Genomic DNA, 23,548 nt, shown 5'->3' with positions numbered 1-23,548 from the left:
TTTCTACGATCCGTTATACAACACGCCTTTCGTCCGCGTGTTGTAGGTTTTGTGCCCTTCACGACGCAGTGCCAATTTGCGTAGCTCGGCTTTGCGGTGCTTTGCTTGCCGCTCCGCTTCCGTGTCGGCCCCGAACCAAGAGCGAACACTCTCCACAAAGCTGACTTCGGTCGCATATGCGCCCTTCGCTGTCATCGAAAAGTTGTGGGTACGCTCGCCGATTTTAGTGCTTTTTGTCCCATTGCCGTCGACGGTGGCATAGACCATTGGCGCCTCTTCGGCGTCCGTGATGGCGAAACCTGCCATGATCACCAACATGAAAACAGCCGCAGTTCCAAGAATGACATTTCTGTAAAAGTTGCCCATCAGTCGCAATAGTTCCCACATATCTCGTCCCGAGAGTATCACTCCGAAACAGGGCAGAAACGGGGCTGCGAAAGGGAATAGTTGGGAAAACTTCTACTGGGCGGCTTGCTCGAACACGGCATTTTCTTTTGGCAAGAACAGCTGGAACTCGGTCCCCTGCGCGTCAGATCGTGTCAAAGTAAGCGAGCCGCCATGCCCGCGCGCCAGCTCCGCGGCAATGGCCAACCCCAAGCCGGTACCACCTTTCCGAACGCCGCCTTCAAAGGCCGTAAACAGGTGCTCTCGCGCTTTTGGCGGCAATCCGGGGCCATTGTCTGATACGGTCAGTCGCCACCCGTCGCTGGCTTCATCAGCAAAAATCTCGATTATTCCGGGCTTGCCCGATGCTTCCAGTGCCTGCCGTGCATTGCGCACGAGATTTCCAAGAATCCGGTAAATCTGTTCGGCATCACAGCGCACCATCATATGAGCAGGAACATCCCAATCAAAGCTGATGTCGCTGGTGGTCGACAATTGCTCGCTTTTCAAAACGTCTTCTACGATATCTTCGATCGTAGTCATCGCAAGCTTGGGCGGCGCTTCGTCTACGCGGCCGAATGCAAGCGTCCCTTCGCAAAGATTGACCGCCCTGCTCAGGGAGTTCACCAGTTTCGGGGCCGAGCGTTGCACGGCGGGGTCCTCCGACCGCTCCATCCGGTCAGCCAGCAAAGTGGCCGTCGTCAAAATGTTGCGAAGATCATGACTGATCTTGGCCACGGCCCCACCCAACTGCGCCAGACGCTCTTTTTGTTTGAGAGAGCCGGTCAGACGGGTCTGCAGCTCGGCCAGCGTATCCTCGGCCGCGCGTAACTCGGTGATAGAGGACGAAGGCTGCATCACCCGCCGCGCATCCTCTGGCGCCTGCGCATAGGCTTCCATGGACGAGACCACGCGCTTGATCGGATGCACCATGAAACGCCGCACCGCCAGAAACAACAATGCCGCAGAGATAATGGAGATGACGGCAGACAACCCCAGAACCCTTAGTCCGTAGTCAATCATCGCTGTTCTAAGTGGTGCTTGTGGCATGGCGACTTCGATCAGCGAGCCAGCAGCACGGGTCGGTGAGCCGATCACACGAATGACCCCTTCGGGTGAGTCGAACAGCTGCTTCATCGCCCCCACGATCAGATACAATGCCGATGGGTCGCGCAAATCCACCATGGTTGTCACAGGACCGGGAACAGGTGAGGACAACACCAAGTGGCTGGCTGCGTCGCGGCGCAGAACGACGTTATAGACGCCTGCATTGTCTAACAGCTCCTTCGCCAGATCGGTCGTAATACCCTGATTTTGCGACGCCAGCACCGAGAGCGAAGCAATTTGAGATTTCTCCAATCTTGCCAGAAGGTAGTCCTGCCGGAACCGCGCCACCGAAGGCACGAAAATCAGAACCTCCGCGATCATCACAAAGATGATCGTCAGCAAAAGGAACCGACCTGAGAGCGAATTAATCAAACACTTGCCTCCACCAGGCGGGGTCTAGGGAATAAACTTTTGCACAAACCCAACAACTGCCTTCACCATATCGCTTTCAAATAGCCTTGGCGAGAAATAGGCACCCGCCGCGCGTTTGTTAACCTCTCCAAGCGTCGGATATGGGGCGACCATCCCCGCGATCTGACTCATCTTCAGGTTATTGGCCAGTGCGAGCGCCCACACGCCAATCAACTCACCCGCGCTCGCGCCGGCAATCGATGCCCCGACGGGACGCCCTTTAACCACCATGACCTTTATCAGGCCCGTGGTCTTACCCTCGGCAATGGCGCGGTCGTTCTCGTGGAACGGAAAGCGGTAGACCTCGGCCTTATCGCCATGCTCTTCGCGCGCCTGAGCCTCTGTCAGGCCCACCTGCGCCAGTTCAGGGTCCGTGTAGGTCGCCCAAGGGAGGTGCCCTTGCTTGGCCTTCGATGGCAGCCCGAACAGGATGGAGCGGATCACCACCCCCGCGTGGTACCCAGCGACGTGGGTAAATTGCAGCTGGCCCGCAACATCACCAATCGCATAAATCTTCTTGTTGCTGGTCTTCATCGAGGCATCGACCTCGATCCCACTTCGGGAATACGCAACACCCGCTTTTTCCAGATCCATATCATTTACATTCGCGGCGCGGCCAACGGCCATCAGCAGATGAGTGCCTTTGAAAACGCGGCCATCCTTGGCCTTTACAGTTATGTCACCAGCCTTGCCTGAAATCTCCTCGGCCAGCGCATCTTCCTCAATGACCATGCCCTCTTCGCGCATTCGGTCCAATACGATGGCTGCCAGCTCAGGGTCATCCTTCCCCATCGCCTTCATGCCTTCGATCACCGTCACCTTGGACCCGAGGCGCAAATGCGCTTGCGCCATTTCAATCCCGATAGGGCCACCACCCACGATCAGCAAGTGCTCTGGCAGCTCGCGCAGGTTCCATAAGCTTTCATTGGTCAGATAAGGCACGTGCTCCAGCCCCGGAATAGGTGGCACGAAGGGAGAGGAGCCGGTGGCAATAACGATGCGGCGTGCCGTGATCTCGTTATCGCCCGCCTGTACTGTATTTTCGCCGGTGAAGCGTCCGCGCTCGCGGATCACGGTCACGCCCAGACCTTCAAATCGCTCTTCACTATCCACCGGAGCAATCGTGGCGATGACGTTGTTCACATGGTCTTTTGCCGCGGCATAGTCGACCTTGGGCATTACATCCGCCACGCCAAACTTCGCGCCGTTGCGCAAAGCATGAGCTTGCTTGCCCGCAGCGATCAGCGCTTTGGACGGCACGCAACCATAGTTCAGGCAGTCGCCCCCCATCTTATGGTCTTCCAGCAGCACCACCTTGGCCCCCATTTGCACGGCCCCTGCCGCGACGGACAACCCGCCGGACCCCGCGCCTATAACCAACAGGTCAGTTTTGGTCTTGTTCATGTTCAAATACCTTCTTTGCCGCGCAGGGCTTTCAGAGCGATTGGCAGCAACGCCAAAGCGCATAGCCCGAGGATTGGTAGTAAAATGTGGGGTTCGAAAATAATGCCCAGATTCGGGGTTTCGCCACGCTCGAAGACTTCACCCAAGCCCGCCCCAACGGAGGTGTAAACAACTGAGCCGGGAATGATTCCAAAGAAAGTTGAAATCACGAAGCGACGCAGTGGCACATCCACCAGTGCCGGCACCAGATTGGCCACAAAAAACGGGACAGCGGGCACCAGCCGGATCAAAAACAAGACAGACCACTGGTTTTCGTCGATACCATCCTTGATCCGCTTGACCATGCCATCGCTGCTTTCCATCCTGGCCGCGAGCTTGTCCCCAAAGCCCATGCGCGCAGCCGAGAAGATCGCCGTCGCCCCGATCGTTGCAGCGGTTATATTGTATAAAAAGCCCGGGAAAGTCGCGAACAAGAAGCCCCCGGTCAGGGTGGCAATTGCCGCACCGGGAAGGGAAAACGCGACGATAACCACATAAATGGCGATGAAGCCGAGCACCGCCAGCAGGTAGTTGGCGTCGCGAAAGGCAATCAACGCCTCGCGGTTGTCGCGCAACGCATCAAAGCTGAGGTAATCGCGCAGCGTTATCGCACCCAGCGCGGCTACGGCGACGATAATTAGAATTGGCAGCTTCTTTCGAAGGACCGACGTTTCGGTATGTGTCATCATGTCCGCCATGTGTTCCGGATTTCTGAAGTGTAAGTTGCTACGGTATTGGGCGAAAAGCGGCGAATAGGATACTCCTGCTCACGGGTGCTTGATCAAGGGTGATGGAAATACGCCCCTGATGGCCATTTAACGCGACGTAGGTTACAACTTGGTCCTGAATTGTTGCAAAAAGGGGCAGGTTTGCCCGTTGACGCAGAACGCAGGGCTGTCTATGACGCAGGCTCTGAACACAAATGGGTTCGAATCCTTGGAGGATTTGCCCCCGATCCGCAGGAGCCTCGCTCATGAGCAAACGTACATTCCAACCATCGAACCTGGTTCGCAAGCACCGCCACGGCTTCCGTGCGCGTATGGCAACCAAAGCTGGCCGTAAAATCCTGAACGCGCGTCGCGCGAAAGGCCGGACGAAGCTGAGCGCGTAAGCGCCCTCCTTCTCCTTTTGACCTAGATGCCGCCGGAGGCCCACGCGACAGGACAAGACGTCCGCGTTGCGGATGCGCCACCGGCGGCTTCCGTTTGTCTGGAGGTTATGCGCAAACGCGCTGACTTCTTACGCGCCGCCCGCGCCAAACGCTCGGGGCAACCCGGCTTTCTTCTGCAAGCCCGTGCTCGCGACGATACCGACGCACCCCGGGTAGGCTACACCTGCTCCAAGAAAATCGGCAATGCCGTCGCACGCAATCGCGCAAAACGACGCCTTCGCGAAGTCGCGCGATTGGTCTTGGGTGCGGAGGCCAAGCAAGGCTGGGACTACGTTCTTGTTGGCCGCCCGAACGAAACGATCACGCGCTCCTTTGATCAACTGGTTGCCGACCTGAAGCGCGCTGTCGCCAAGGTCCACACATGACTCCGCTGGCGTGGATCTGCGCGCTTCCCGTGCGCGGCTACCGCGCGGTGTTCAGCCCGTGGGTCGGCCATAATTGTCGCTACGACCCCACCTGTTCAGCCTATGCGCTTGAAGCGTTGAAGAAACATGGGGGCATCAAAGGGTCGTGGTTGGCGGCGAAACGGATTGCCCGCTGCAACCCTTGGGGTGGCATGGGTGTGGACGACGTGCCCGACTAGGGCTTCAAGGCAAGCGTCCCAAGATTGGTGCGCGTTCTTGTGGGCAGCCCGTCTGCGGCGCCCCCTGCTATCGTCAAGGACGCGTCTTCAAAAAACCGCGTGTCCTCGAACCACCAGCGGTGAGAATACAGCTGCTCTGCCGTGTTGTTCGGAAAGCTTGGTTTGACATGCCGATACCGCTCGGTGGCATACACATCAATATGCTCTCCAAAGACCAGATCGGGCATACCGCTTAAACCAACCCTCGGCTTGCCGTGGTAGGCCACTGCCAGGGTCAGCACTTCGTCATCATTCGAATAATAATTTGTGAGCCTTTTCGCATGGTGACGCAGAACCAAAGCTCCGGCTGCCCCCTTCTCAAAATCCCGCCGATGGGCATCACCCGACGCCAGTAATATCTGGTCCACTTTCCACGCCCCAGAGCCCGGACCATTCGTGTCCCCGAAGCGCGCAAACCCATCAAGAGTGATGAAAGCCCCCATCGAGTGACACATCAGATGAACACGCGGCTTCCAACCCGAATCCAGCATGGGCAGGATGCCACCCTCCACCAGATATTTTCCGACCTTGCCCGCCATTCGCAAGTCTCTGCCATATGCGCTGGTCTTCCCGCGGCTTGGCCAGTCAAAGGAAATCACTGCCCCGCTGTAGCCCTGCCCTCGCAATCCGTCTTCAATCAACTTGTGTCGCGCAAGCATGTCGCGCTGCTTGGTGTTGAAGCCATGTACATAAATCAACACGTCGTCACTCTGGGCTTCGGCCCGTGCGGCAGCCACGAAAGCATCGCGCTCCAACAGATGCGACGACCACTTGCCGTCCGGACGCTGGCCTTGCACGGAAACGTAGCGGGTCAAACTGGACATGTTGTTGGTGAAGGTGTTGGTCTTTGTATTCAATGCGCGGCGGGAAAAGAATAAAGTCATTGCGCCCTCCAGATTTCAGCCAAGCATAGCATCACAGGCGGCAATCTCAAAAAATCCTGCCCCGTCGACCGGTCAGATGCATCTTTCTTTGCCTCGCCCCTCGCCCTATAAGCACGGCCATGCTGGACAAACCCGATACCCCCACCGAGCCGTTGGACGACATTCACGCGCTGTTCCACGGCGCGCCCTCGACCACCGAGTTCAAAAAGTTGCGCAAACGCATCATCCGCGACACGCGTCAGGCCATCGACGATTTTGGCATGATTGAACGCGGCGCCAAATGGCTCGTTTGCCTGTCCGGCGGCAAGGACAGCTACACCCTGCTTGCGGCGTTGACCGAGCTGCAATGGCGTGGACTTCTACCCGTCGAGATTCTCGCCTGCAATCTGGATCAGGGACAGCCCAACTTCCCAGCAACCGTGCTGCCTGAATTCCTTGAAAAGATGGGTGTCCCGCACCGCATCGAATATCAAGACACCTACTCCATCGTGAAGGACAAGGTGCCGGCGGGCCGAACTTACTGCGCCCTTTGCTCTCGGCTGCGTCGCGGTAATCTCTACCGCATCGCACGAGAGGAAGGCTGCTCCGCAGTGGTCCTCGGCCACCATCGCGACGACATTCTGGAGACCTTCTTTCTCAACCTGTTTCATGGCTCGCGCTTGTCAGCGATGCCGCCGAAATTGCTGAACGAAGAAGGCGACGTCTTCGTCTACCGCCCGCTCGCTTATATATCCGAGGCCGACTGCGAACGGTTTGCGCGCGACATGAACTACCCGATCATCCCGTGCGATTTATGTGGCTCGCAAGACGGCTTGCAGCGTCAGAACATCAAGCAAATGCTGGATGGTTGGGAGCAGAAGTCCCCTGGTCGTCGACAAAAAATGTTCCGCGCGCTGACCAATACCAACCCCTCTCACTTGCTGGACCCAAGCCTGTTCGACTTCGCAGGCTTAACACGCGATCCGGTAAAACTTGAGCAAAACCCTCCGGACTTGCTGTCCGACAGTTAATACGCTGAAAAGTATGCGTGCCTAGGCTCCCCTTGTTCGAATGCGAAAGGGTGAGCGATGGATCTCGTATGGGTACGGCAATTATTTAATTCGGGGTCTCGGATACGGGTTGGCCTTGCGAGCCTGCCAGTGCTGGCGGGAATCCTATACGCAACAGAGCAATGGCTCATGCTCGCGCTTGTCTGCTTTGCACTTCCTGTTGTGCTGCTTGGGTTTCGACCCAGACCTGTCGGCCCGTACCGGACCCAATTGCGGGCGGGAGGAGAGGCCGATATCGACGCGGCTCTCGAAGCAGCGCTGGCCCAATCCGACAGCAATTACCGTTGCGCTTCGGTCATGCTGGAATTGGACGCGGTGGAGGCCTTGCGGGACACATGGGGCTCCGAGGGTGTCGAAACCATCATGTCCACGGTGACCGACAGGCTATGCTCGGTCCTGCGCACCTCTGATGTCATCGTTCAATTGGACACCAATCGCTTTGCGATTTCATTGCCTAGCATTCGGGCGCCGGAACTCGGGGCTGTAATCTCTTTGATCGAACGTCTCCAGAAAACTGCGCGCGCAGCCATATCAATTGATCATGCGCATGCCTACGTCACTTTAAGCGCAGGGTTTTGCCTGGAAACGCGTGCACCAGATCGCTCGGCGCGATCTCTGCGCCAGTCAGCCCACATGGCGCTACTTGAGGCGAAGTCCCAAGGCGTCGAAAACTCAAGAGGGTTTTCAGCAAACACGCCTGACCTCAGAGAAGGCAAGAGCGGGCAAAGTGAGGTGGTCAAAGCGCTGCAAGACGGCCAGATCGTTGCATGGTTTCAGCCACAACTGTCCACAGACACAGGCTTGGTCACTGGTTTTGAGGCTTTGGCGCGGTGGGAGCATCCAACACGCGGTGTGTTCACTCCCATCGAATTTCTATCCGACTTGGAAGCGGCCCATGCAATGGAGCTGCTGAGCGAAACTATGCTTCAGCACGCCTTGCGCGCGCTGCGTGCTTGGGATGTCGCGGGGCACAAAGTGCCTTCGGTCGCGGTAAACTTCTCGACACAGGATTTACGAAATCCCAGCCTGATTGAGCGGATCAAATGGGATGTGGACCGGTTTGAAATGGACCCAGCCCGCTTGGTCATCGAAATCTTGGAAACCGTGGTGTCAGAGAGTGATGATGACATTATCACGCGCAACATCAGGGCGTTAGGCGATCAAGGCTATCGCATTGATCTGGATGATTTCGGCACCGGACATGCGTCCCTTGCCAATATCCGGCGCTTTGCAGTGGACCGCATCAAGATCGACCGGTCTTTCATCACACACGCAGACGACGATCCGGAACAGCAACGCATGATCAACGCCATCATCAGTATGGCCGAGCAGATGGGGATCGATACCCTGGCCGAAGGCGTAGAAACCATAGGAGAGAAAAGCATTCTGTCACAGCTTGGCTGCACGCATATGCAGGGTTACGCAATCGCACGCCCGATGCCGTTTGATCAAACACTGGTTTGGCTCGCCGAGCACAAATCCCATCTATCCAAAACCAGCTACTTTCCCCGCCGCACTGGGTAGCAATGCCGAGATATCAACCGCGATTATAAGTCTAAAAACACGGCATTTAGGCCAATACCGCTTGACCTTTCGGTCCCCAGCCTATTGAACCAGCCTGACTTAAAATGACAGGTGGCGGCCCCCTAATGGACGATCAAAACAAGAACCTCATTCTTGCAACTGCGCTCAGCTTTTTGGTGATCCTAGGGTGGTTCTTCTTCTTCCCGCCGGAAGAGGCCGCGGTTGATCCAAATGCGACGCCTACCGCCGTTGTGCAATCCGACGGCTCGGCGGTGCTTCCGCCCGCGTCCACCGCGCCAGCGGTTGCACCTGTTTCTGTGGCTGCGACCCGCGCGACCACGTTGGCTGAAAACACCCGCCTGAAAATTGAAACTCCAAGCCTGAGCGGCTCCATCTCGCTCACCGGCGGTCGCCTTGATGATCTGTCGCTGTCGACCTATCGCGAAACGCTGGAGGCTGATTCCGAGAACGTAACTCTGCTATCGCCCGTAGGGACAGAAAACGCCTATTACGCGCTGTATGGATGGGCCCCTTCCGGCGCACTGACATACGAGCAAGTGCCTGGTGCCAATACACAATGGACGCTGACCGAAGGTGAGACCCTCGCCCCCGGCGCCCCCGTCACCCTGACATGGGATAACGGCGCAGGCATGATTTTCAGCCGCGTCTTCTCTGTAGATGAAAACTTTATGTTCACTGTCACCCAGAAGGTCGAAAACGCCACTGGCACCGCACAACGCATCCAGCCTTATGGCATCGTTGCCCGCCACGGCGAGCCTGACATTCAGCAATTTTTCATCGCTCATGAGGGCGTGGTCGTAATGGCAGACGGTGTGTTGGCTGAAATCGACTACGATGACATGCCAGAGTTCCCGACCATCACCCGCGAAGCCGCCAATGCGGAAGTGACCGAAGTCGGTGCAAATGGCTGGGTCGGCTTTGCCGATAAATACTGGATGACGACATTGATCCCGGACGGCACCACGCCCTTCACATCTGTGGTAAAGTACGTGCCCGGCGCGGATATCTACCAAACCGAAGCCCGCCTTCAGCCCGTCGACATCGCTGCGGGTGCCACTGCTGAAGTGACTACCCGCCTGTTCGCTGGTGCGAAGGAGTGGGAAGAAATCAAGGCCTACGAGGCCGACGGCGTGTACAACTTCATCGACAGTATCGACTGGGGCTGGTTTTTCTTCCTTACCAAGCCGATTTTCGCTGTGCTGCACTGGTTGAATACCATCATCGGCAACATGGGATGGTCAATCATCGCCCTGACGCTGCTGATCAAGGCTTTGCTCTTCCCGTTGGCGTATAAATCCTACGTCTCCATGGCGAAGATGAAGGAGCTTCAGCCGCAAATGGAGAAAATCAAGGAGAAGGCCGGCGATGACCGCCAGAAACTCCAGCAGGAGATGATGGAGCTTTACAAAAAAGAGAAGGTAAATCCAGCCGCCGGTTGTTTGCCAATCTTACTGCAAATCCCGATCTTTTTCTCACTCTACAAGGTGATTTTCAACACAATCGAACTGCGCCATGCTCCATGGATCGGTTGGATCCGCGACTTGTCCGCCCCCGATCCATCTTCAATCCTGAACCTTTTCGGCGCGCTGCCTTATGCGACACCAGAGCCGGGTTCGATCTTCTACATCTTCTCACTAGGTGTGCTGCCGATAATCCTCGGCATCTCGATGTGGCTACAACAAAAGTTGAATCCGGCGCCCGCTGACGCGACCCAAGCGATGATCTTTGCCTGGATGCCTTGGGTGTTCATGTTCATGCTGGGCAGCTTTGCGTCTGGTCTGGTCATCTACTGGATCGCAAACAACGTGATCACCTTCACCCAGCAATACACCATCATGCGCACGCAGGGGTATAAGCCGGATGTGTTCGGGAATATTATCTCTGGCTTCAAGCGGGATAAAAAGCCGACGAGTGAGAAAAAGTGACCGTAACCCTCGCCCATATCTGGCGGCATCCCGTCAAATCGCATGGGCGAGAACAGCTGTCAGAGGTGTCACTCAACGCCGGCCAAACCATGCCATGGGACCGCACCTGGGCGGTCGCCCATGAGGGTGCGCGTACCGACGGTAACGAGTGGGCTCCGTGTGCGAACTTTTCACGCGGAGCAAAAGCCCCGAAGCTGATGGCTATCAATTGCAAATTGGATGAAGCCACGGAGGTTGTGACATTGTCTCACCCCGATCGTGAGACAGTAAGTCTGCATCCGGAACGGGACGCCGCACAGCTTGTCGACTGGGTCCGACCCTTGATGCCCCAAGATCGCGCACAATCGTCTCATGTTGTGCGTGTCAAAGATCGCGGCCTGACAGACACCCCCTTCCCGTCCATCTCCATTGCAAACATCGCCACTCACCGCGCGGTTGAGGCCAAGCTGGACACGTCGCTGTCCATGCAACGCTGGCGTGCCAACCTATGGTTGGACGGATTGGAAGCCTGGGACGAGTTTGACTGGATCGGAAAAATCCTCCGCATCGGTGAAGTCGAATTTGCCATCGAGGAACGTATCACCCGCTGTCTCGCCACCACCGCAAATACGGAAACGGGCGAGCGAGACGCTGACACCCTCGGCGCGCTCAAGTCATGGGGTCACCAAGATTTTGGCATATACGGCGTGGTCAAAAACTCCGGCACAATCCGCCACGGCGACAAGGCAGAACTCACATGACTAACTTCACCTTCCAAGTTGCCGAAGACCCCACACCCGAAGAATCCGAAAAAGGTCGCGTTCTTTTCGCGGGGGAAACCGACTTCCTCAAGGGCGTCGTCGCGATGGACGGAATGCCACCGGCTGATCGTCTCGAAGTCTGCTTTGCAGGCCGTTCCAATGTGGGGAAATCCAGCCTGATCAACGCGCTAACAGGCCGAAAATCGTTGGCTCGGACGTCCAATACGCCCGGTCGCACGCAAGAGATCAACTTCTTCACCCTTGCCGAAAGCCACTACCTGGTAGACCTTCCTGGCTATGGATTTGCGGAAGCCCCGGTCGCCATTGTGCAAAAATGGCAGCGCTTGTTGAAAGCCTACCTGTCCGGTCGCCAAACTTTGCGCCGTGCTTTCGTGCTGATCGACTCGCGTCACGGTGTGAAACCGGTCGACGAGGAAATCTTGTCTTTGCTGAACAAATCCGCGGTGACCTTTCAAGTCGTGCTGACAAAGACCGACAAGCTCAAAAAGGGCGAGCTCGACAAAGTCATCACCCAAGTTAGCACTGCGTTGCAAAAGCATCCTGCCGCCTTCCCCGAGATCGTTTTGACCTCGTCCGAGAAGGGCATTGGCATCCCGACACTACGCCACATTATCGGCACGTTGGTTTAACGCGCCGCCGCTTGGCAGCATCAACGTCACACGGTAAACTTATCGAAATTCGCAACCGACCGGCTCAACATGAAAAAGCAGACTGCCATGAACAGTAACTGGATTGAAACCGCACAAACCCTGTCGGCCGCATTGCCGTATTTGCAGCGATATGACGGGGCTATTGTGGTGATCAAACTAGGTGGTCATGCCATGGGCAGCGATGAGGCGATGGACCTGTTTGCACGCGACGTGGTGTTGATGCAGCAGGTCGGGGTGAACCCTGTGATCGTCCATGGCGGTGGTCCGATGATTAACGACATGCTGGCGCGGCTTGGTGTTCAATCCGAGTTTGTGAACGGCAAACGCGTCACTGATGCCGCGACCGTTGAAGTGGTTGAAATGGTGCTTTCCGGATCCGTCAACAAGCGCATCGTACAGGCGATCAACCGTCAAGGCGGGCGTGGCATTGGTCTGTCGGGCAAGGACGCGGGCATGATCCGCTGTGAGGCCGCCAAACCCGAGCTGGGATTTGTTGGCGAACCCATTGAGGTGAAACCCGATGTGCTGCGCCAACTGTTCGAGGCCGAGATTATCCCGGTCATCGCCCCGATCGGCTTTGGCGACGAGGGCGAGACGTTTAACATCAATGGCGACACCGCAGCCGGTGCCGTCGCCGCAGCACTCAAGGCCGACCGCCTGTTGCTGCTAACGGATGTGGCCGGCGTCAAGGACGCCACCGGTGAAGTGGTGACCGAACTGACTGCGTCCTACATTCGCAAGCTGACTGCTGACGGCATCATTGCGGGTGGTATGATCCCCAAAACCGAAACTGCGCTGGCGGCACTTGACGGCGGGGTCCGCGCGGCGGTCATCCTCGACGGGCGTGCCCCCAATGCGTGTTTGCTGGAATTGTTCACTCCACACGGCGCTGGCTCAATGATCCGGCAGGACAGTTAACCCTTACTTATCTGAATATCGCGGCCATGTTACCCTAACGTCAGCTTAGGTTGATTTTGGATGTATTGATTATGAGTGATGCGACGTCCCAAGACCCGCCTCAAAAGGCGGAAAAAAAGACATTTCTTGCCCACGTCCTCTCCTTCATTCGCCGCCCGATTGAATACGGGCTAATTGGCGCCGCCGCAGTTTTGGTGATCTGGCTCGCAGACACACTTCATGTCTTACCGTTGAAGTTCAAAGGCCTGGGAACCGAGGTGGAATTTGGGAAAAAAGAGAAGACCGTGCTCAACAGCAGCGCCGATCAAGTCGCCGCGCTTGAAAATCGGGTGCATAAGATGCAGGGCGAGCTTGCCAAAGTCGTAGATGCGGTAAGGGACGAACGCAGGTTGGATGTCACCGCCGCCGCGGTTGTCGCATTGCCCGAAGATGCAGGAAACGTGTCTAAAGCGACGCTGAGCAACGAAAAGATCGTACAAGGCACTGGGACTGTTTGGCTTGGCGCTTTCGATCCCATTATCGGGCGTTGGACTGAACGCTCAGTCACCCAACCCGGTGGCAGCTTGGCTGCTCCCGAAGCCTTAAACGGGATAGAAGTGACCTTCGAGATCGACGTGAACGTGCGCGATGGATTGCCCGAAGCAAACCCGAGTTACTACGGCGCGATCGCGAAAAAGGGTGTCGCCAAGAAGGGATTTACCGCCACGATCGTTGGCGATCCCGTACGCTACGTTCGCCCCACCGGCATACAATATTGGGCAGTCGTCGCGCTCAGCTATGTCGAGGCGTCCGAAATTTAGTGATTATCACGCAGATTTGCCCACCCTGCGGCACTGCACCCCTTGCCAGTTGAAGCCAGCGCCGTAGGTTGAGCCTCATGGAAAACGAAGCTCTCATTCGTCTCGCAGTTTTTGCAGGCTTGTTCATGTTGTTTGCGGCGCTGGAAAGTGTAGTACCACGCCGCGACCGCACCCAGACCCGCAAGGCGCGCTGGACGACCAACTGGGCAATCATCATCATCGATACGGTCACCTTGCGCGCGCTTGCGATCTTCCTGCCGCTGCTCGCGGTTGGGGCCGCCTATGACGCCGCGAACAACGGCTGGGGCTTCTTCAACGCCGTAGAGTGGCCCGCTTGGCTGGAGGTTACACTCGCCATTCTGATCCTCGACTTCGCCATCTGGGCCCAGCATCTCATCACCCACAAGGTGCCGCTGCTGTGGCGGCTGCATCAGGTCCATCACGCCGATGTCGATATCGACGTGACCACGGCCATCCGCTTTCATCCTGTAGAAATCGCATTGTCGATGTTGTTGAAAATTGGTCTCGTCTACCTCATGGGCCCTGCGGGCGTTGCCGTGATCCTGTTTGAAATCATCCTGAATGGTACCGCCATGTTCAACCACGCCAATATCAAGCTGCCACTTTGGCTTGACGCAATTATGCGCACGGTGCTGGTGACGCCTGATATGCACCGCGTACACCACTCTGTTCACCGCACCGAGCATGACAGCAATTATGGCTTCTCCCTGTCGATCTGGGACCGCATGTTCCGCACCTATATTGCTCAACCGTCCGAAGGGCATGATGAGATGAAAATTGGCCTGCGTTGGCAAGATGACCGCCCCTCAAAGCTGACTTGGTCGCTCGCCCTGCCGTTCCGCAACAAGTGACATTGGATAGCCTTCAGGCTCGGTGTTCTGCTGTAAATCTCGACATTCTCGGAGCCTTCCACCCCGAACCGGAGGACCTAGCCCCTGAGGGATGCGGCACTCTTGTCCTTCTTGGCCCAAAAGAGCCGGGTTTCTGGAACGCCTTCACCAGCAGCACCGAATGGCGGGACAAAACACCTGATCCGATGGACCGCTGGTCCACCCGTGTCGTCACCACACTTGCGCAGCAAACTGGTACGACCGCGCTATTCCCCTTTGGCGGCCCACCCTATCAGCCATTTTTCCGCTGGGCACTCGCCTCTGGTCACGCATGGCAAAGCCCCGTCTCCCTGCTCGTTCATGATCAGGCGGGGTTAATGGTGTCTTACCGCGGCGCGCTGGCCTTCCGTGAGCGGCTGGAGCTACCACCCGCCCCAGCCAAACCGTGCGACACCTGCACCGATCAACCCTGCCTGAGCGCCTGCCCGTCACAGGCGCTTACCAATGCAGGCTATGACGTCCCGAAATGCCACGCGTTTCTAGAAACCGATGAAGGCCAAGCGCACTTAACAAAAGGCTGCAACGTGCGACGTGCTTGCCCGCTGTCACAAAGCTATGGCAGGGTGGAGGAACAGTCGGCGTATCACATGTCGATATTCCATAAGGGGGCCACTGCTTGAAACTCATCCTCACCCGCCACGCCAAATCCAGCTGGGACGACCTGTCACTGGACGACCATGACCGACCCTTGAACGAAAGGGGCCAGTCAGCAGCGCAGCGGATGGGCAAGTGGATCGAAAGCCGCCGCCACGTGCCGTCACAAGTTATTTCCTCCGACGCCTCCCGTGCTCGGGAAACTGCCGAGCTGATGATTGATGCAATGGGTGGATCTCCGAGCCTGACACTGGATGAAGGTCTATATCACGCCTCTCCTGACACTGTGTTGGCCCGCATCCAGCGTGCGCCCAAGGGCGACCTGATGATCGTCGGCCACAATCCCGGTATCGCGGCGCTTGCAGCGCTGATCGTCGATGTTCGCCCAACGCATGAACGCTTCGGCGTCTATCCGACCACCGCTACTCTGATCATGGAGGTCCCAGTGGACGATTGGGCAGACCTGAAATACGGCATGGCGCGTGTTGTCCAATTCATTGTTCCGCGGGAGTTGAAAGAACTCAATACCGCCTGAAAAGACCGCGCGAACGAAAAAAGGCCCCGAATATTATCGGGGCCTTTTTCATGTCTTTCGTAAAAATTAGTGGCCGAGGATCTGGCTCAGGAACAACTGGGTCCGCTCAGATTTCGGGTTGTTGAAGAACTCTTCCGGCTCGTTCTGCTCCACGATCTGACCCGCATCCATGAAGATCACGCGGTTGGCAACCTGACGGGCAAAGCCCATCTCGTGGGTCACGCACAGCATCGTCATGCCCTCTTCCGCCAGCTCGATCATGGTGTCGAGCACCTCTTTGATCATCTCGGGGTCAAGCGCCGAAGTCGGTTCGTCAAACAGCATGATACGCGGGCGCATGCACAGCGAACGGGCAATTGCCACGCGCTGCTGCTGACCGCCGGAAAGCTGGCCGGGATACTTGTCCGCCTGCTCCGGAATCTTCACTTTCTCAAGGAAGTGCATTGCCGTTTCCTCGGCTTCCTTCTTGGGCGTTTTGCGCACCCAGATCGGGGCCAGCGTGCAGTTCTCCAGAATGGTCAGGTGCGGGAAAAGGTTAAAGTGCTGAAAGCACATCCCCACCTCCGACCGGATCTTGTCGATGTTTTTCAGGTCCGATGACAGCACGGTCCCGTCCACAACGATTTTGCCCTTCTGGTGCTCTTCCAGTGCGTTGATGCAGCGGATCAGCGTTGATTTACCCGAGCCCGAAGGCCCGCAGATCACAATCCGTTCGCCGCGTTGCACCGTCAGGTCAATGTCGCGCAGCACGTGGAAGGTGCCGTACCACTTGTTCATGTTGGTGATCTCGATCGCGACTTCGTCCGAGACCGTCATTTGAGATGTTTGGTTCATAGTTCAGGTCTCCTTAATGGTGGCTGGTATTGAGCTGACGCTCAAGCCACTGGGAATATTGCGAGATCGAGTAGCAGACGACGAAGAAGAGCATGGCACCGAAGCCGTACACTTCCCAGTAAACACTCGTCCACTCGGTCGAGTTCTGGATGGGCCCACGGATCATCCCGACAAGGTCGAACATCGAAATGATCGACACCAGCGTGGTGTCCTTGAACAGCCCCACCGCGACGTTCACGATGCCAGGGATCGAAATCTTCAGAGCCTGTGGCAGGATGATCAGGCGCGTTGCCTGCCCATAGTCCAATCCAAGACTGTCCGCCGCTTCGTACTGCCCCTTTGGCAGGGCGGCGAGACCACCCCGGATCACCTCGGCGATATAGGCAGACGAAAAAAGCGTGATCATGATGATCACCCGCAAGATCAGGTCGAAGTTTGATTCAGGTGGCAGGAAGTAGGCCAGCATCACGTTCGCCACGAACAGCAATGTAATCAGCGGCACGCCACGGATAAACTCGATGAACACAACGCAGACACCTTTGATCAGCGGCATTGGCGACTGACGGCCAAGGGCCAGCAAAATGCCCAGCGGGATCGACAGAGAAACACAGATCGTACCGAGCAGCATGTTGAGCATGAAGCCCCCCATGTCGCGCGACGCGACGGCTTGCAGTTCAATCGGAATGATCGAATTCAATGCCATCCAAATCGGGCTTAGCAGGTAAACGAAGGCCAGATATCCGAACAGCAGCGAGGCCACGATCGACACCAGTCCACCATCCTCATAACTGTTGTAAATAGCGTAGCCCACGAAGATGCCCATAGGCACGCAGAACACAAAGGCGAAGATCGCCATAATCCAGAACACGCCATAGGCAATTGGCGCGATCATTCCCTCGGTTCCGACGGAGTTCGCGATGAACACCAACTCCTGCGCCCCGATGAACAGCAGATAAGCCAAGCCGGCTCCACAGATCACACCAATCACACCCGAAACGATCTGGCGGATATTCACCGGAATCTGCGAGGAAATCAGGCGGAAGACTAACATGGTTGCAATAATGAGCCCCAAGATGGTCAGCGGCAGCCATAGCGAGCCGCCCCAAACCAGCCAGAAAGCTAGAAACGGGTAGAAAGCAGTAAACAGCAACATTCTGCGCGGCAGCGAGCTGAACAGCGCAGGTCCGGCAGCCACTATCAGTAGCAGGAACGCCAGTAAAATACGCCAGTAGCCATCTTGCGGATACTTGAAGCCGAAGACCAAGTGGTCCCACCGATCAACCAGAACCGCGAAACAAGCGCCGGTTCCTTTTCCGGCTTCGCGCAGAATATCTAGACATTCCTTACGGCTGCTGGCCTCCCAGACCCCGTTGTAAAACCACGGGAACACGAAAATGGCGAACCGCACCACAACATACAGCGCGAGCAAGGTCAGCACCGTGTTGAAGATGCCGGAGAACAAGTTCTCCCGCACCCATTTGACGGCACCGGCTTCCAGCGCCGGTGGCGGCGATTGCGGGATTTCCGTTTCGCGAACGAAGGCGACGGTTTGAGCGTGTGTATCAGACATCTTAGCGCTCCTGCAATTTCATGGTGTTGTTGTAGATGTTCATGAAGAACGATATCGACAGCGAGATGATGAGATAGAACAGCATCAGCAACAGCACCGACTCAATAGCGCGGCCGGTTTGCAGCAAGGTGATGCCACCCAGCGTACCCGTCAGGTCCATGTAGCCCACCGCAATCGCGAGCGAGGAGTTCTTGGTGATGTTGAGATATTGCGAAATCAACGGCGGAATGATGACGCGCAAGGCTTGTGGCAGAACCACTAGGTTCATGATCCGGCCCGGACGAAGTCCCAGCGCCCCTGCTGCTTCGGTTTGGCCTTTGGATACCGCAAGGATACCCGCCCGCACGTTCTCGGCGATGAAAGCCCCCGTGTAGATCGACAGCGCGAACCACAGGGCAATCAAGGAGCCCAGAATGGTAATGCCACCCCGGAAGTTGAACCCTTTCAAGGCGGGATATTCCAGCGAGACAGGCGTACCCAGAACAAGCTGCGCCAAGATCACCGGAATGAAGAACAGCGCCACTGATGGCCAGAAGGTCGGGATCAGTTTGCCGTGGTCAAACAACTGTTTGCGCGCATAGCGACGGAACAGGAATATGCCGATAATCGAGGCGATGAAGACCCCGACGACCAGCAGCGATCCCGCACCCCAAACGGGTTTGGGCAAGTAGACACCTCGGTTGGTGACTGCAATGGAGTCGAAAAGCCACATGGAGGCAGTTGGTTCGTCCCCACGGAATGCATTCGGAGCCGGTGCGGCGTTGATCATGATCGAGAAGATGATCAGGATCCATATCAGCACGGGCACGTTGCGGAAAATCTCGACGTAGAAGGCCATGATCTTGCGCACCAACCAGTTCGGCGACAAGCGCAGCACGCCCGCAACCACCCCGATGATGGTGGCCGTGATACAGCCCAGAAACGCAACAATTAGCGTATTCAGCAGCCCGACCATCGCGGCGCGACCGTGGGTATCCTGGCTGTCATAAGAAATCGGGCGCTGGTTGATGTCGTATCCGGCCTGCGCGCCGAGGAAGTCGTAAGAGATGTTCAAACCGGCTTCCGCCAAGTTGCGCACGAGGTTGCCGCCAATGAAGGCCATGGTGGCGATGATGGCCACGAGCGCGATGAACTGAAATGTGAGAGAGCGGTAGCGCGTGTCGTTCAACAGCATCGAAAGCCGGAACGACTCCTTGTGGGGGTCGGCTAATGTCGTCATCTGGGACGTTCCCTGTCTTGGCCGGCGCTTTAGAGTTGCACGTCATTTGCGCGTGCGGCGCTGCCAGCTCTTTTTTAGTTGGTCTGTTGTCGCAAGATAGGAAAAGGGCGCGGACTATGCCGCGCCCTTTCCCAAATGTTTTTACCGGAACGGTGGCGAGTAGATCAGGCCGCCGTCGGTCCATTGTGCGTTCAAGCCACGGGCCAGACCGATTGGGGTCGCAGCACCGATGTTTTGCTCGAAGATTTCGCCGTAGTTACCAGCAACACCCAGCGCAGCTTTTGCCCAGCCAGCGTCCAGACCCAACATGGAGCCCAGTTCGCCTTCAGTACCCAGCAGACGGTTGATTTCCGGGTTCTCGGTGCCAGCAGACAGCTCTTCGAGGTTCACAGACGTCACGCCCAGCTCTTCAGCTGCGATCAGTGCGTTCAGTGTCCAACGCGAGATGTCAGCCCATTCGTTGTCGCCGTGACGGACCAGTGGACCCAGCGGCTCTTTCGAGATGATTTCTGGCAGCAGAACATGTGCCGATGGATCTTCGAAGTTTGCACGCTGAGCAGCCAATGCGGATGCGTCAGTGGTGTAAACGTCACAAGCGCCAGCGATGTACTGCTGAACAGCTTCTGCACCGGTTTCGATTGGAACCGGCTCATAGGAAATGCTGTTCGCGCGGAAGAAATCCGCCAGGTTCAGCTCGGTAGTGGTACCGGTCTGGATACAAACAGTCGCGCCGTCCAGGTCTTTTGCGGATGCAACGCCCAGCTCTTTTGGAACCATGAAGCCTTGGCCGTCATAGTAGTTAACGCCAATGAATTCGAACTTCAGGTCGACGTCACGGGAGAAAGTCCAAGTGGTGTTACGAGCCAGCAAATCGATCTCGCCGGAAGCCAGCGCGGTGAAGCGTGTCTTGCCAGTTGTCGGAACGAATTCTACCGCGTTGCCGTCACCCAGAACAGCAGCTGCTACAGCGCGGCATACAGCCACGTCGAAACCTTGCCATACGCCGGATGCGTCTGGCTCCGCGAAGCCTGGAACGCCAGTCGTCACACCGCAGTTCAGCTTGCCGCGTGCTTTAACTTCGTCAAGCGTGGCTGCCGATGCGCCGCCAGCAATGATGCCGGCAACGGTCAGGGCGCCAAGAAAAACGGATTTTTTCATGTTTACCTCTTCCTGATGGTCCACTCCTTTGCGGAGTGGTTTTTCCGACCGAGTGAAGGTCGGGAGCGATACTAAAGGAAGCAAGTTCCTTCGGTGAGCGTGAATAAGGCCAAATCAGCGCTAGAACGTCAAGGTAATATGCCAAAGTGACCCTTGGTAAGGCGCAGCAATTCCACGAGAAAACAGAGTGTTTCCGCAAAAAGTCGCGTAAAGCGTCAGATTAAGGGCCAATTCGGCCCTATCTTAAGCACATAAGAGATAAAAGGCCTCCGCACGCATCAAGTCCCGTTTTTTCAGCGCCGCCTGTGCTTCTGCCTCATCATCGGCCCCCCATTGCGCAATTTGCCACTGTTCATCGATTCGGCTGACATCCCAAGCCTGAGCTGAATCGAGGCGTCCACGGATCACTGCCAGCCCAAGCACCAGCGATCCGGTTATCGCCACCAGATCGTGGAACGCCGTCAGACGGAACGCATCCAGTTCCGAGACGTGGCCATGCAGAATTTCAAGTGTTTTGGGGCTTTGCGGCAGATGCATAACCCCTGTGCGCAATTGGAGCGGCGCGCGTAATTCTGTCGCCGACCAGTCAACCAGCGGATCCCAACTCTCAGCTTGCTTGGCGACCAGCTCAGCAGGGCTTTCCGCGCGGTAGCATAATAAATCGCTATCGCCATAGGCGGCCAGCATGTCGACCACCTCCGCATGTTGCGTCGCAACCTTGTCTAGGGCTGCATTGGCCGCACGGGTCACAGGCATGGACAGTGGGTCAATCTTGTCGACCTGCGCGGCCCATTCCGCCTTCATGGCTTCCGCCATTGCGAGTGTCGGCACGACAACCTGCGTTTTCAGAGGCGTGCGTACGGAACGCCCATCCAGATGGACTGCAAAACCGCCTTCAACCTTGTCAGCAGTCACATTCTTCCAAAAGCGTTTCGCGGCCCACTCGCTCATGCTGTCTTGCTCCAAATTCCGTTCAACGCGGTGTCCAGATCCGCGTAGGTGTCAATCAATACACTGGCGCGAGTGCGAAGTGTCTCGGGCGTGTGATAGCCCCAACTCACCCCGACCGACGCCATCGACGCATTTGCCGCCATATCCATGTCGTAGCTTGTGTCACCGATCATCACCGCATGCGCGGCCTCGACCCCCGCGTCATACAGGCATCGCTCCAGCATCGACGGATGCGGCTTTGACGGGTGGTCATCCGCCACCTGCGTCGTCACGAAAAAGCGCCGCAGGTCATGTGCATCCAGCAGGTGGTCCAAGCCACGCCGCGACTTGCCTGTAGCAATGCCCAGCAGCACATCGTCCAGCGCATGCAGCCGCTGGATCGCCTCCAAAGCACCGGGGTAAAGCGGGCTCGTTTCCGTGCTGTCACGCAGCTTGCGCGAAGTCATAAACGACGTCTTGTACCCCTCCACCAGCGCGTCGCCATGCGTGGGATAAAGCGCGGGCGTCAGCTTCTCGAACGCCGCGTGCAGCGACAATCCGACGATGCCCAGAATGTCCGCCCGCGACGGCACCGCTTCGCCAATCGCCTCGAACGTGGTGGTCATGGCCGAGACGATATCGTCCTGACTGTCCACCAACGTCCCGTCGACATCGAAAACAACGAGCTTCAGCTCTGCCATTGCTCATCCGCGTCAAACGGGTCGTTGGGCACGTCCCGTTCGTGCCAGCCAAGGAAATCCCACGACCGCTGCATGTGCTCTGACAACTCCGCTTCAATGCGGATCATCTTACCCGTTACCGGATGTTCGAACTCCAAGGATCGCGCGTGCAGGTGCAGCTTCTTGCTGATCTCGTCGCCTAGCTGAGAGCCCCAGCCGTCGCCCATGTTTTCCTGACCCGAGCCGCCGTATTTGCCGTCACCCACAATCGGATGCCCCATCTCGGCCATATGCGCGCGCAACTGGTGCGTGCGGCCGGTGATCGGCACCAAAGCCATCCAAGACGCGCGCTGACCTAGGAAGCACAGCGTCGCGTAATCCGTCTGCGCCCGCTTGGCGCCGGGTGTATTCGCCACTTCGCGCGGGTGGACGCAATGCATCTTCTCGCCCTCGCCGCCCTTGCCATGGCCCGGAGCTTTCACCAGCCCGTATTTGATCGTCCCGATCTTCGGATACGGCACGCCCGCAACCATCGCCCAATAAATCTTGCGCGTGCCGTGGTGCCGGAACGCCGCCGTCAGCGCCGTCGCCATCGCAGGCGTCCGCGCCAGAACCAACACGCCGGATGTGTCCTTGTCCAAGCGGTGCACCAGCTTCGGCGTGTCATGCCGGTCAAAGCTCAACGCCGCCGCCATGCCGTCCACATGCCGCGTGGTTTTAGAGCCGCCCTGCACTGCCAAACCAGCAGGCTTGTTCAGCGCGATGATGTGGTCGTCCTTGTAGATGACACAGCCGCGGATCATCTCCGCATCCGCCTTGGAGACATGCGGCATCCGCGTTTGCGCCTCCATGTCCTCCTCGGTCGGCAGCGGCGGAATGCGCACTTCCTGCCCCGGTCCCACACGGGTGTTCGATTTCACCCGACCGCCATCGACGCGGATTTCGCCCTTGCGGCACATCTTCTCGATGCGGCCCTGCGGCACATGCGGGAATTGCTTGCGGAACCAGCGGTCCAGCCGCTGCTCTGCCTCGTCGGGGCCAACTCTCAGGGTCTGAACCTTGCTCATGCGAATAGTCCTCTGGCGATCATCACGCCTGCGATCAGTCCGGCGATGGACAGGATTACGGAAGCCAGCACGTATAGACCGGCCGCGCCCGTCTGGCCACGCTCAAATAGGGTGTATGCCTCTAGGGAAAAGGCGGAAAACGTGGTGAACCCGCCCAAGATGCCGGTCATCACGAATGGGCTCAGATGCGTGTTCGATGTCTTGGCCGCGAACACCACAAAAACACCCATGGCAAAGCTGCCGGCAATGTTGACCGTCAGGATCGCCAGCGGAAAGCCCGGCCCCGTCAGCTTAAAAATGCCAACGCCTGCCAGGAACCGCAACGCGGCCCCAATGGCCCCGCCAAGGGCAACCTGTAAAGTGGTATAAAACATGCGCGT

26 protein-coding genes are annotated in these 23,548 nt (G+C 57.3%); 13 read left to right on the top strand and 13 right to left on the bottom strand.

Going from position 1 to position 23,548, the window contains the following annotated elements:
* Window positions 1–3: 3 nt before the first annotated feature.
* The 4 genes from BUB72_RS07380 to BUB72_RS07365 all read right to left on the bottom strand — a co-directional run bounded on the left by BUB72_RS07380 (window position 4) and on the right by BUB72_RS07365 (window position 4,031).
* Window positions 4–387 carry a hypothetical protein gene (locus tag BUB72_RS07380; protein ID WP_073142331.1) on the bottom strand — a complete coding sequence of 128 codons (384 nt, stop codon included), beginning with the start codon at window positions 385–387 and terminating at the stop codon, window positions 4–6.
* Between the two features lie 72 nt (window positions 388–459).
* On the bottom strand, window positions 460–1,863 hold the full coding sequence (locus tag BUB72_RS07375; protein WP_073142329.1) for a sensor histidine kinase: 1,404 nt from the start codon (window positions 1,861–1,863) through the stop codon (window positions 460–462).
* Window positions 1,864–1,887: 24 nt separating this feature from the next.
* Complete coding sequence (locus BUB72_RS07370) at window positions 1,888–3,306, bottom strand: dihydrolipoyl dehydrogenase family protein (protein ID WP_073142327.1); 1,419 nt, start codon at window positions 3,304–3,306, stop codon at window positions 1,888–1,890.
* A 2-nt stretch (window positions 3,307–3,308) separates the two neighbouring features.
* Window positions 3,309–4,031, bottom strand: a complete 723-nt coding sequence (locus BUB72_RS07365) for a TVP38/TMEM64 family protein (RefSeq protein ID WP_139250642.1) — start codon at window positions 4,029–4,031, stop codon at window positions 3,309–3,311.
* Window positions 4,032–4,318: 287 nt separating this feature from the next.
* Between BUB72_RS07365 and rpmH the strand changes: the two genes are divergently transcribed.
* The 3 genes from rpmH to yidD are packed head-to-tail and all read left to right on the top strand — an operon-like array spanning window position 4,319 to window position 5,099.
* Window positions 4,319–4,456, top strand: coding sequence for a 50S ribosomal protein L34 (gene rpmH / locus BUB72_RS07360; protein ID WP_073142323.1), 138 nt, complete (start codon window positions 4,319–4,321; stop codon window positions 4,454–4,456).
* Window positions 4,457–4,482: 26 nt separating this feature from the next.
* Window positions 4,483–4,881: a ribonuclease P protein component gene (gene rnpA / locus BUB72_RS07355; protein WP_073142321.1), complete on the top strand. Its 399-nt coding sequence runs from the start codon at window positions 4,483–4,485 to the stop codon at window positions 4,879–4,881.
* Window positions 4,878–5,099 carry a membrane protein insertion efficiency factor YidD gene (gene yidD / locus BUB72_RS07350; protein WP_073142318.1) on the top strand — a complete coding sequence of 74 codons (222 nt, stop codon included), beginning with the start codon at window positions 4,878–4,880 and terminating at the stop codon, window positions 5,097–5,099. Before rnpA ends, yidD begins: the two co-directional genes overlap by 4 nt.
* Here the strand turns inward: yidD and BUB72_RS07345 are convergent.
* Window positions 5,096–6,022 carry an alpha/beta hydrolase gene (locus BUB72_RS07345; RefSeq protein ID WP_073142316.1) on the bottom strand — a complete coding sequence of 309 codons (927 nt, stop codon included), beginning with the start codon at window positions 6,020–6,022 and terminating at the stop codon, window positions 5,096–5,098. The two genes, yidD and BUB72_RS07345, sit on opposite strands and share 4 nt — an antisense overlap.
* 119 nt (window positions 6,023–6,141) lie before the next feature.
* Between BUB72_RS07345 and ttcA the strand changes: the two genes are divergently transcribed.
* The 10 genes from ttcA (at window position 6,142) to BUB72_RS07295 (ending at window position 15,710) form a co-directional block, all read left to right on the top strand.
* Entirely contained in the window at window positions 6,142–7,032 is an 891-nt protein-coding gene (ttcA, locus tag BUB72_RS07340) for a tRNA 2-thiocytidine(32) synthetase TtcA (RefSeq protein WP_073142314.1), read from the top strand.
* A gap of 168 nt (window positions 7,033–7,200) precedes the next feature.
* Window positions 7,201–8,595, top strand: coding sequence for a bifunctional diguanylate cyclase/phosphodiesterase (locus BUB72_RS07335; RefSeq protein WP_175549130.1), 1,395 nt, complete (start codon window positions 7,201–7,203; stop codon window positions 8,593–8,595).
* Window positions 8,596–8,720: 125 nt separating this feature from the next.
* A complete protein-coding gene (gene yidC / locus BUB72_RS07330; protein ID WP_073142310.1) occupies window positions 8,721–10,541 on the top strand; it encodes a membrane protein insertase YidC in 1,821 nt (606 codons plus the stop codon).
* Window positions 10,538–11,281 carry an MOSC domain-containing protein gene (locus BUB72_RS07325; RefSeq protein ID WP_073142308.1) on the top strand — a complete coding sequence of 248 codons (744 nt, stop codon included), beginning with the start codon at window positions 10,538–10,540 and terminating at the stop codon, window positions 11,279–11,281. The genes yidC and BUB72_RS07325 overlap by 4 nt, the downstream gene beginning before the upstream one ends.
* Complete coding sequence (gene yihA, locus BUB72_RS07320) at window positions 11,278–11,931, top strand: ribosome biogenesis GTP-binding protein YihA/YsxC (RefSeq protein ID WP_073142306.1); 654 nt, start codon at window positions 11,278–11,280, stop codon at window positions 11,929–11,931. The genes BUB72_RS07325 and yihA overlap by 4 nt, the downstream gene beginning before the upstream one ends.
* A gap of 69 nt (window positions 11,932–12,000) precedes the next feature.
* A complete protein-coding gene (argB, locus tag BUB72_RS07315; RefSeq protein ID WP_073142304.1) occupies window positions 12,001–12,870 on the top strand; it encodes an acetylglutamate kinase in 870 nt (289 codons plus the stop codon).
* A 71-nt stretch (window positions 12,871–12,941) separates the two neighbouring features.
* Window positions 12,942–13,670, top strand: coding sequence for a hypothetical protein (locus tag BUB72_RS07310; RefSeq protein WP_073142302.1), 729 nt, complete (start codon window positions 12,942–12,944; stop codon window positions 13,668–13,670).
* Window positions 13,671–13,747: 77 nt separating this feature from the next.
* The gene (locus BUB72_RS07305) at window positions 13,748–14,542 is read left to right on the top strand and encodes a sterol desaturase family protein (protein WP_073142300.1); all 795 of its coding nucleotides are present in this window, start codon (window positions 13,748–13,750) and stop codon (window positions 14,540–14,542) included.
* Complete coding sequence (locus BUB72_RS07300) at window positions 14,539–15,201, top strand: ferredoxin (protein WP_073142298.1); 663 nt, start codon at window positions 14,539–14,541, stop codon at window positions 15,199–15,201. Before BUB72_RS07305 ends, BUB72_RS07300 begins: the two co-directional genes overlap by 4 nt.
* On the top strand, window positions 15,198–15,710 hold the full coding sequence (locus BUB72_RS07295; protein ID WP_073142296.1) for a SixA phosphatase family protein: 513 nt from the start codon (window positions 15,198–15,200) through the stop codon (window positions 15,708–15,710). The genes BUB72_RS07300 and BUB72_RS07295 overlap by 4 nt, the downstream gene beginning before the upstream one ends.
* Before the next feature lie 66 nt (window positions 15,711–15,776).
* Here BUB72_RS07295 and BUB72_RS07290 read toward each other — a convergent pair whose 3' ends face one another.
* The 8 genes from BUB72_RS07290 to crcB all read right to left on the bottom strand — a co-directional run bounded on the left by BUB72_RS07290 (window position 15,777) and on the right by crcB (window position 23,542).
* Window positions 15,777–16,544, bottom strand: a complete 768-nt coding sequence (locus BUB72_RS07290; protein ID WP_073142295.1) for an amino acid ABC transporter ATP-binding protein — start codon at window positions 16,542–16,544, stop codon at window positions 15,777–15,779.
* 13 nt (window positions 16,545–16,557) lie between these two features.
* A complete protein-coding gene (locus BUB72_RS07285) occupies window positions 16,558–18,114 on the bottom strand; it encodes an ABC transporter permease subunit (RefSeq protein ID WP_073142293.1) in 1,557 nt (518 codons plus the stop codon).
* A gap of 1 nt (window position 18,115) precedes the next feature.
* On the bottom strand, window positions 18,116–19,333 hold the full coding sequence (locus BUB72_RS07280) for an amino acid ABC transporter permease (protein ID WP_073142291.1): 1,218 nt from the start codon (window positions 19,331–19,333) through the stop codon (window positions 18,116–18,118).
* A 141-nt stretch (window positions 19,334–19,474) separates the two neighbouring features.
* Window positions 19,475–20,491, bottom strand: coding sequence for an amino acid ABC transporter substrate-binding protein (locus BUB72_RS07275; RefSeq protein WP_073142289.1), 1,017 nt, complete (start codon window positions 20,489–20,491; stop codon window positions 19,475–19,477).
* Window positions 20,492–20,734: 243 nt separating this feature from the next.
* A complete protein-coding gene (locus BUB72_RS07270; protein ID WP_073142287.1) occupies window positions 20,735–21,442 on the bottom strand; it encodes an ATP12 family chaperone protein in 708 nt (235 codons plus the stop codon).
* Window positions 21,439–22,122: an HAD-IA family hydrolase gene (locus BUB72_RS07265; RefSeq protein WP_073142285.1), complete on the bottom strand. Its 684-nt coding sequence runs from the start codon at window positions 22,120–22,122 to the stop codon at window positions 21,439–21,441. The genes BUB72_RS07270 and BUB72_RS07265 overlap by 4 nt, the downstream gene beginning before the upstream one ends.
* Window positions 22,110–23,168, bottom strand: a complete 1,059-nt coding sequence (locus BUB72_RS07260; RefSeq protein WP_073142283.1) for an RluA family pseudouridine synthase — start codon at window positions 23,166–23,168, stop codon at window positions 22,110–22,112. The genes BUB72_RS07265 and BUB72_RS07260 overlap by 13 nt, the downstream gene beginning before the upstream one ends.
* Window positions 23,165–23,542, bottom strand: coding sequence for a fluoride efflux transporter CrcB (gene crcB / locus BUB72_RS07255; RefSeq protein ID WP_073142280.1), 378 nt, complete (start codon window positions 23,540–23,542; stop codon window positions 23,165–23,167). The genes BUB72_RS07260 and crcB overlap by 4 nt, the downstream gene beginning before the upstream one ends.
* Window positions 23,543–23,548 lie beyond the last annotated feature (6 nt).

The organism is Litoreibacter ascidiaceicola (assembly GCF_900129235.1).
Taxonomy (GTDB): domain Bacteria; phylum Pseudomonadota; class Alphaproteobacteria; order Rhodobacterales; family Rhodobacteraceae; genus Litoreibacter; species Litoreibacter ascidiaceicola.
The sequence above is the reverse complement of the archived record's forward strand: the minus strand, read 5'-3'. Positions and strand labels throughout refer to the sequence as shown.

Bases quoted from the DNA above. Each gene is read 5' to 3' on its own strand.
- rnpA (WP_073142321.1), top strand. From the start codon at position 4,483: ATGCCGCCGGAGGCCCACGCGACAGGACAAGACGTCCGCGTTGCGGAT.
- BUB72_RS07345 (WP_073142316.1), bottom strand. From the start codon at position 6,022: ATGACTTTATTCTTTTCCCGCCGCGCATTGAATACAAAGACCAACACC.
- BUB72_RS07275 (WP_073142289.1), bottom strand. From the start codon at position 20,491: ATGAAAAAATCCGTTTTTCTTGGCGCCCTGACCGTTGCCGGCATCATT.
- BUB72_RS07265 (WP_073142285.1), bottom strand. From the start codon at position 22,122: ATGGCAGAGCTGAAGCTCGTTGTTTTCGATGTCGACGGGACGTTGGTG.
- crcB (WP_073142280.1), bottom strand. From the start codon at position 23,542: ATGTTTTATACCACTTTACAGGTTGCCCTTGGCGGGGCCATTGGGGCC.
- BUB72_RS07280 (WP_073142291.1), bottom strand. From the start codon at position 19,333: ATGACGACATTAGCCGACCCCCACAAGGAGTCGTTCCGGCTTTCGATG.
- BUB72_RS07260 (WP_073142283.1), bottom strand. From the start codon at position 23,168: ATGAGCAAGGTTCAGACCCTGAGAGTTGGCCCCGACGAGGCAGAGCAG.
- BUB72_RS07310 (WP_073142302.1), top strand. From the start codon at position 12,942: ATGAGTGATGCGACGTCCCAAGACCCGCCTCAAAAGGCGGAAAAAAAG.
- BUB72_RS07380 (WP_073142331.1), bottom strand. From the start codon at position 387: ATGTGGGAACTATTGCGACTGATGGGCAACTTTTACAGAAATGTCATT.
- rpmH (WP_073142323.1), top strand. From the start codon at position 4,319: ATGAGCAAACGTACATTCCAACCATCGAACCTGGTTCGCAAGCACCGC.
- yidD (WP_073142318.1), top strand. From the start codon at position 4,878: ATGACTCCGCTGGCGTGGATCTGCGCGCTTCCCGTGCGCGGCTACCGC.
- yidC (WP_073142310.1), top strand. From the start codon at position 8,721: ATGGACGATCAAAACAAGAACCTCATTCTTGCAACTGCGCTCAGCTTT.
- BUB72_RS07290 (WP_073142295.1), bottom strand. From the start codon at position 16,544: ATGAACCAAACATCTCAAATGACGGTCTCGGACGAAGTCGCGATCGAG.
- argB (WP_073142304.1), top strand. From the start codon at position 12,001: ATGAAAAAGCAGACTGCCATGAACAGTAACTGGATTGAAACCGCACAA.
- BUB72_RS07305 (WP_073142300.1), top strand. From the start codon at position 13,748: ATGGAAAACGAAGCTCTCATTCGTCTCGCAGTTTTTGCAGGCTTGTTC.
- yihA (WP_073142306.1), top strand. From the start codon at position 11,278: ATGACTAACTTCACCTTCCAAGTTGCCGAAGACCCCACACCCGAAGAA.
- ttcA (WP_073142314.1), top strand. From the start codon at position 6,142: ATGCTGGACAAACCCGATACCCCCACCGAGCCGTTGGACGACATTCAC.
- BUB72_RS07285 (WP_073142293.1), bottom strand. From the start codon at position 18,114: ATGTCTGATACACACGCTCAAACCGTCGCCTTCGTTCGCGAAACGGAA.
- BUB72_RS07335 (WP_175549130.1), top strand. From the start codon at position 7,201: ATGCTCGCGCTTGTCTGCTTTGCACTTCCTGTTGTGCTGCTTGGGTTT.
- BUB72_RS07365 (WP_139250642.1), bottom strand. From the start codon at position 4,031: ATGACACATACCGAAACGTCGGTCCTTCGAAAGAAGCTGCCAATTCTA.
- BUB72_RS07270 (WP_073142287.1), bottom strand. From the start codon at position 21,442: ATGAGCGAGTGGGCCGCGAAACGCTTTTGGAAGAATGTGACTGCTGAC.
- BUB72_RS07370 (WP_073142327.1), bottom strand. From the start codon at position 3,306: ATGAACAAGACCAAAACTGACCTGTTGGTTATAGGCGCGGGGTCCGGC.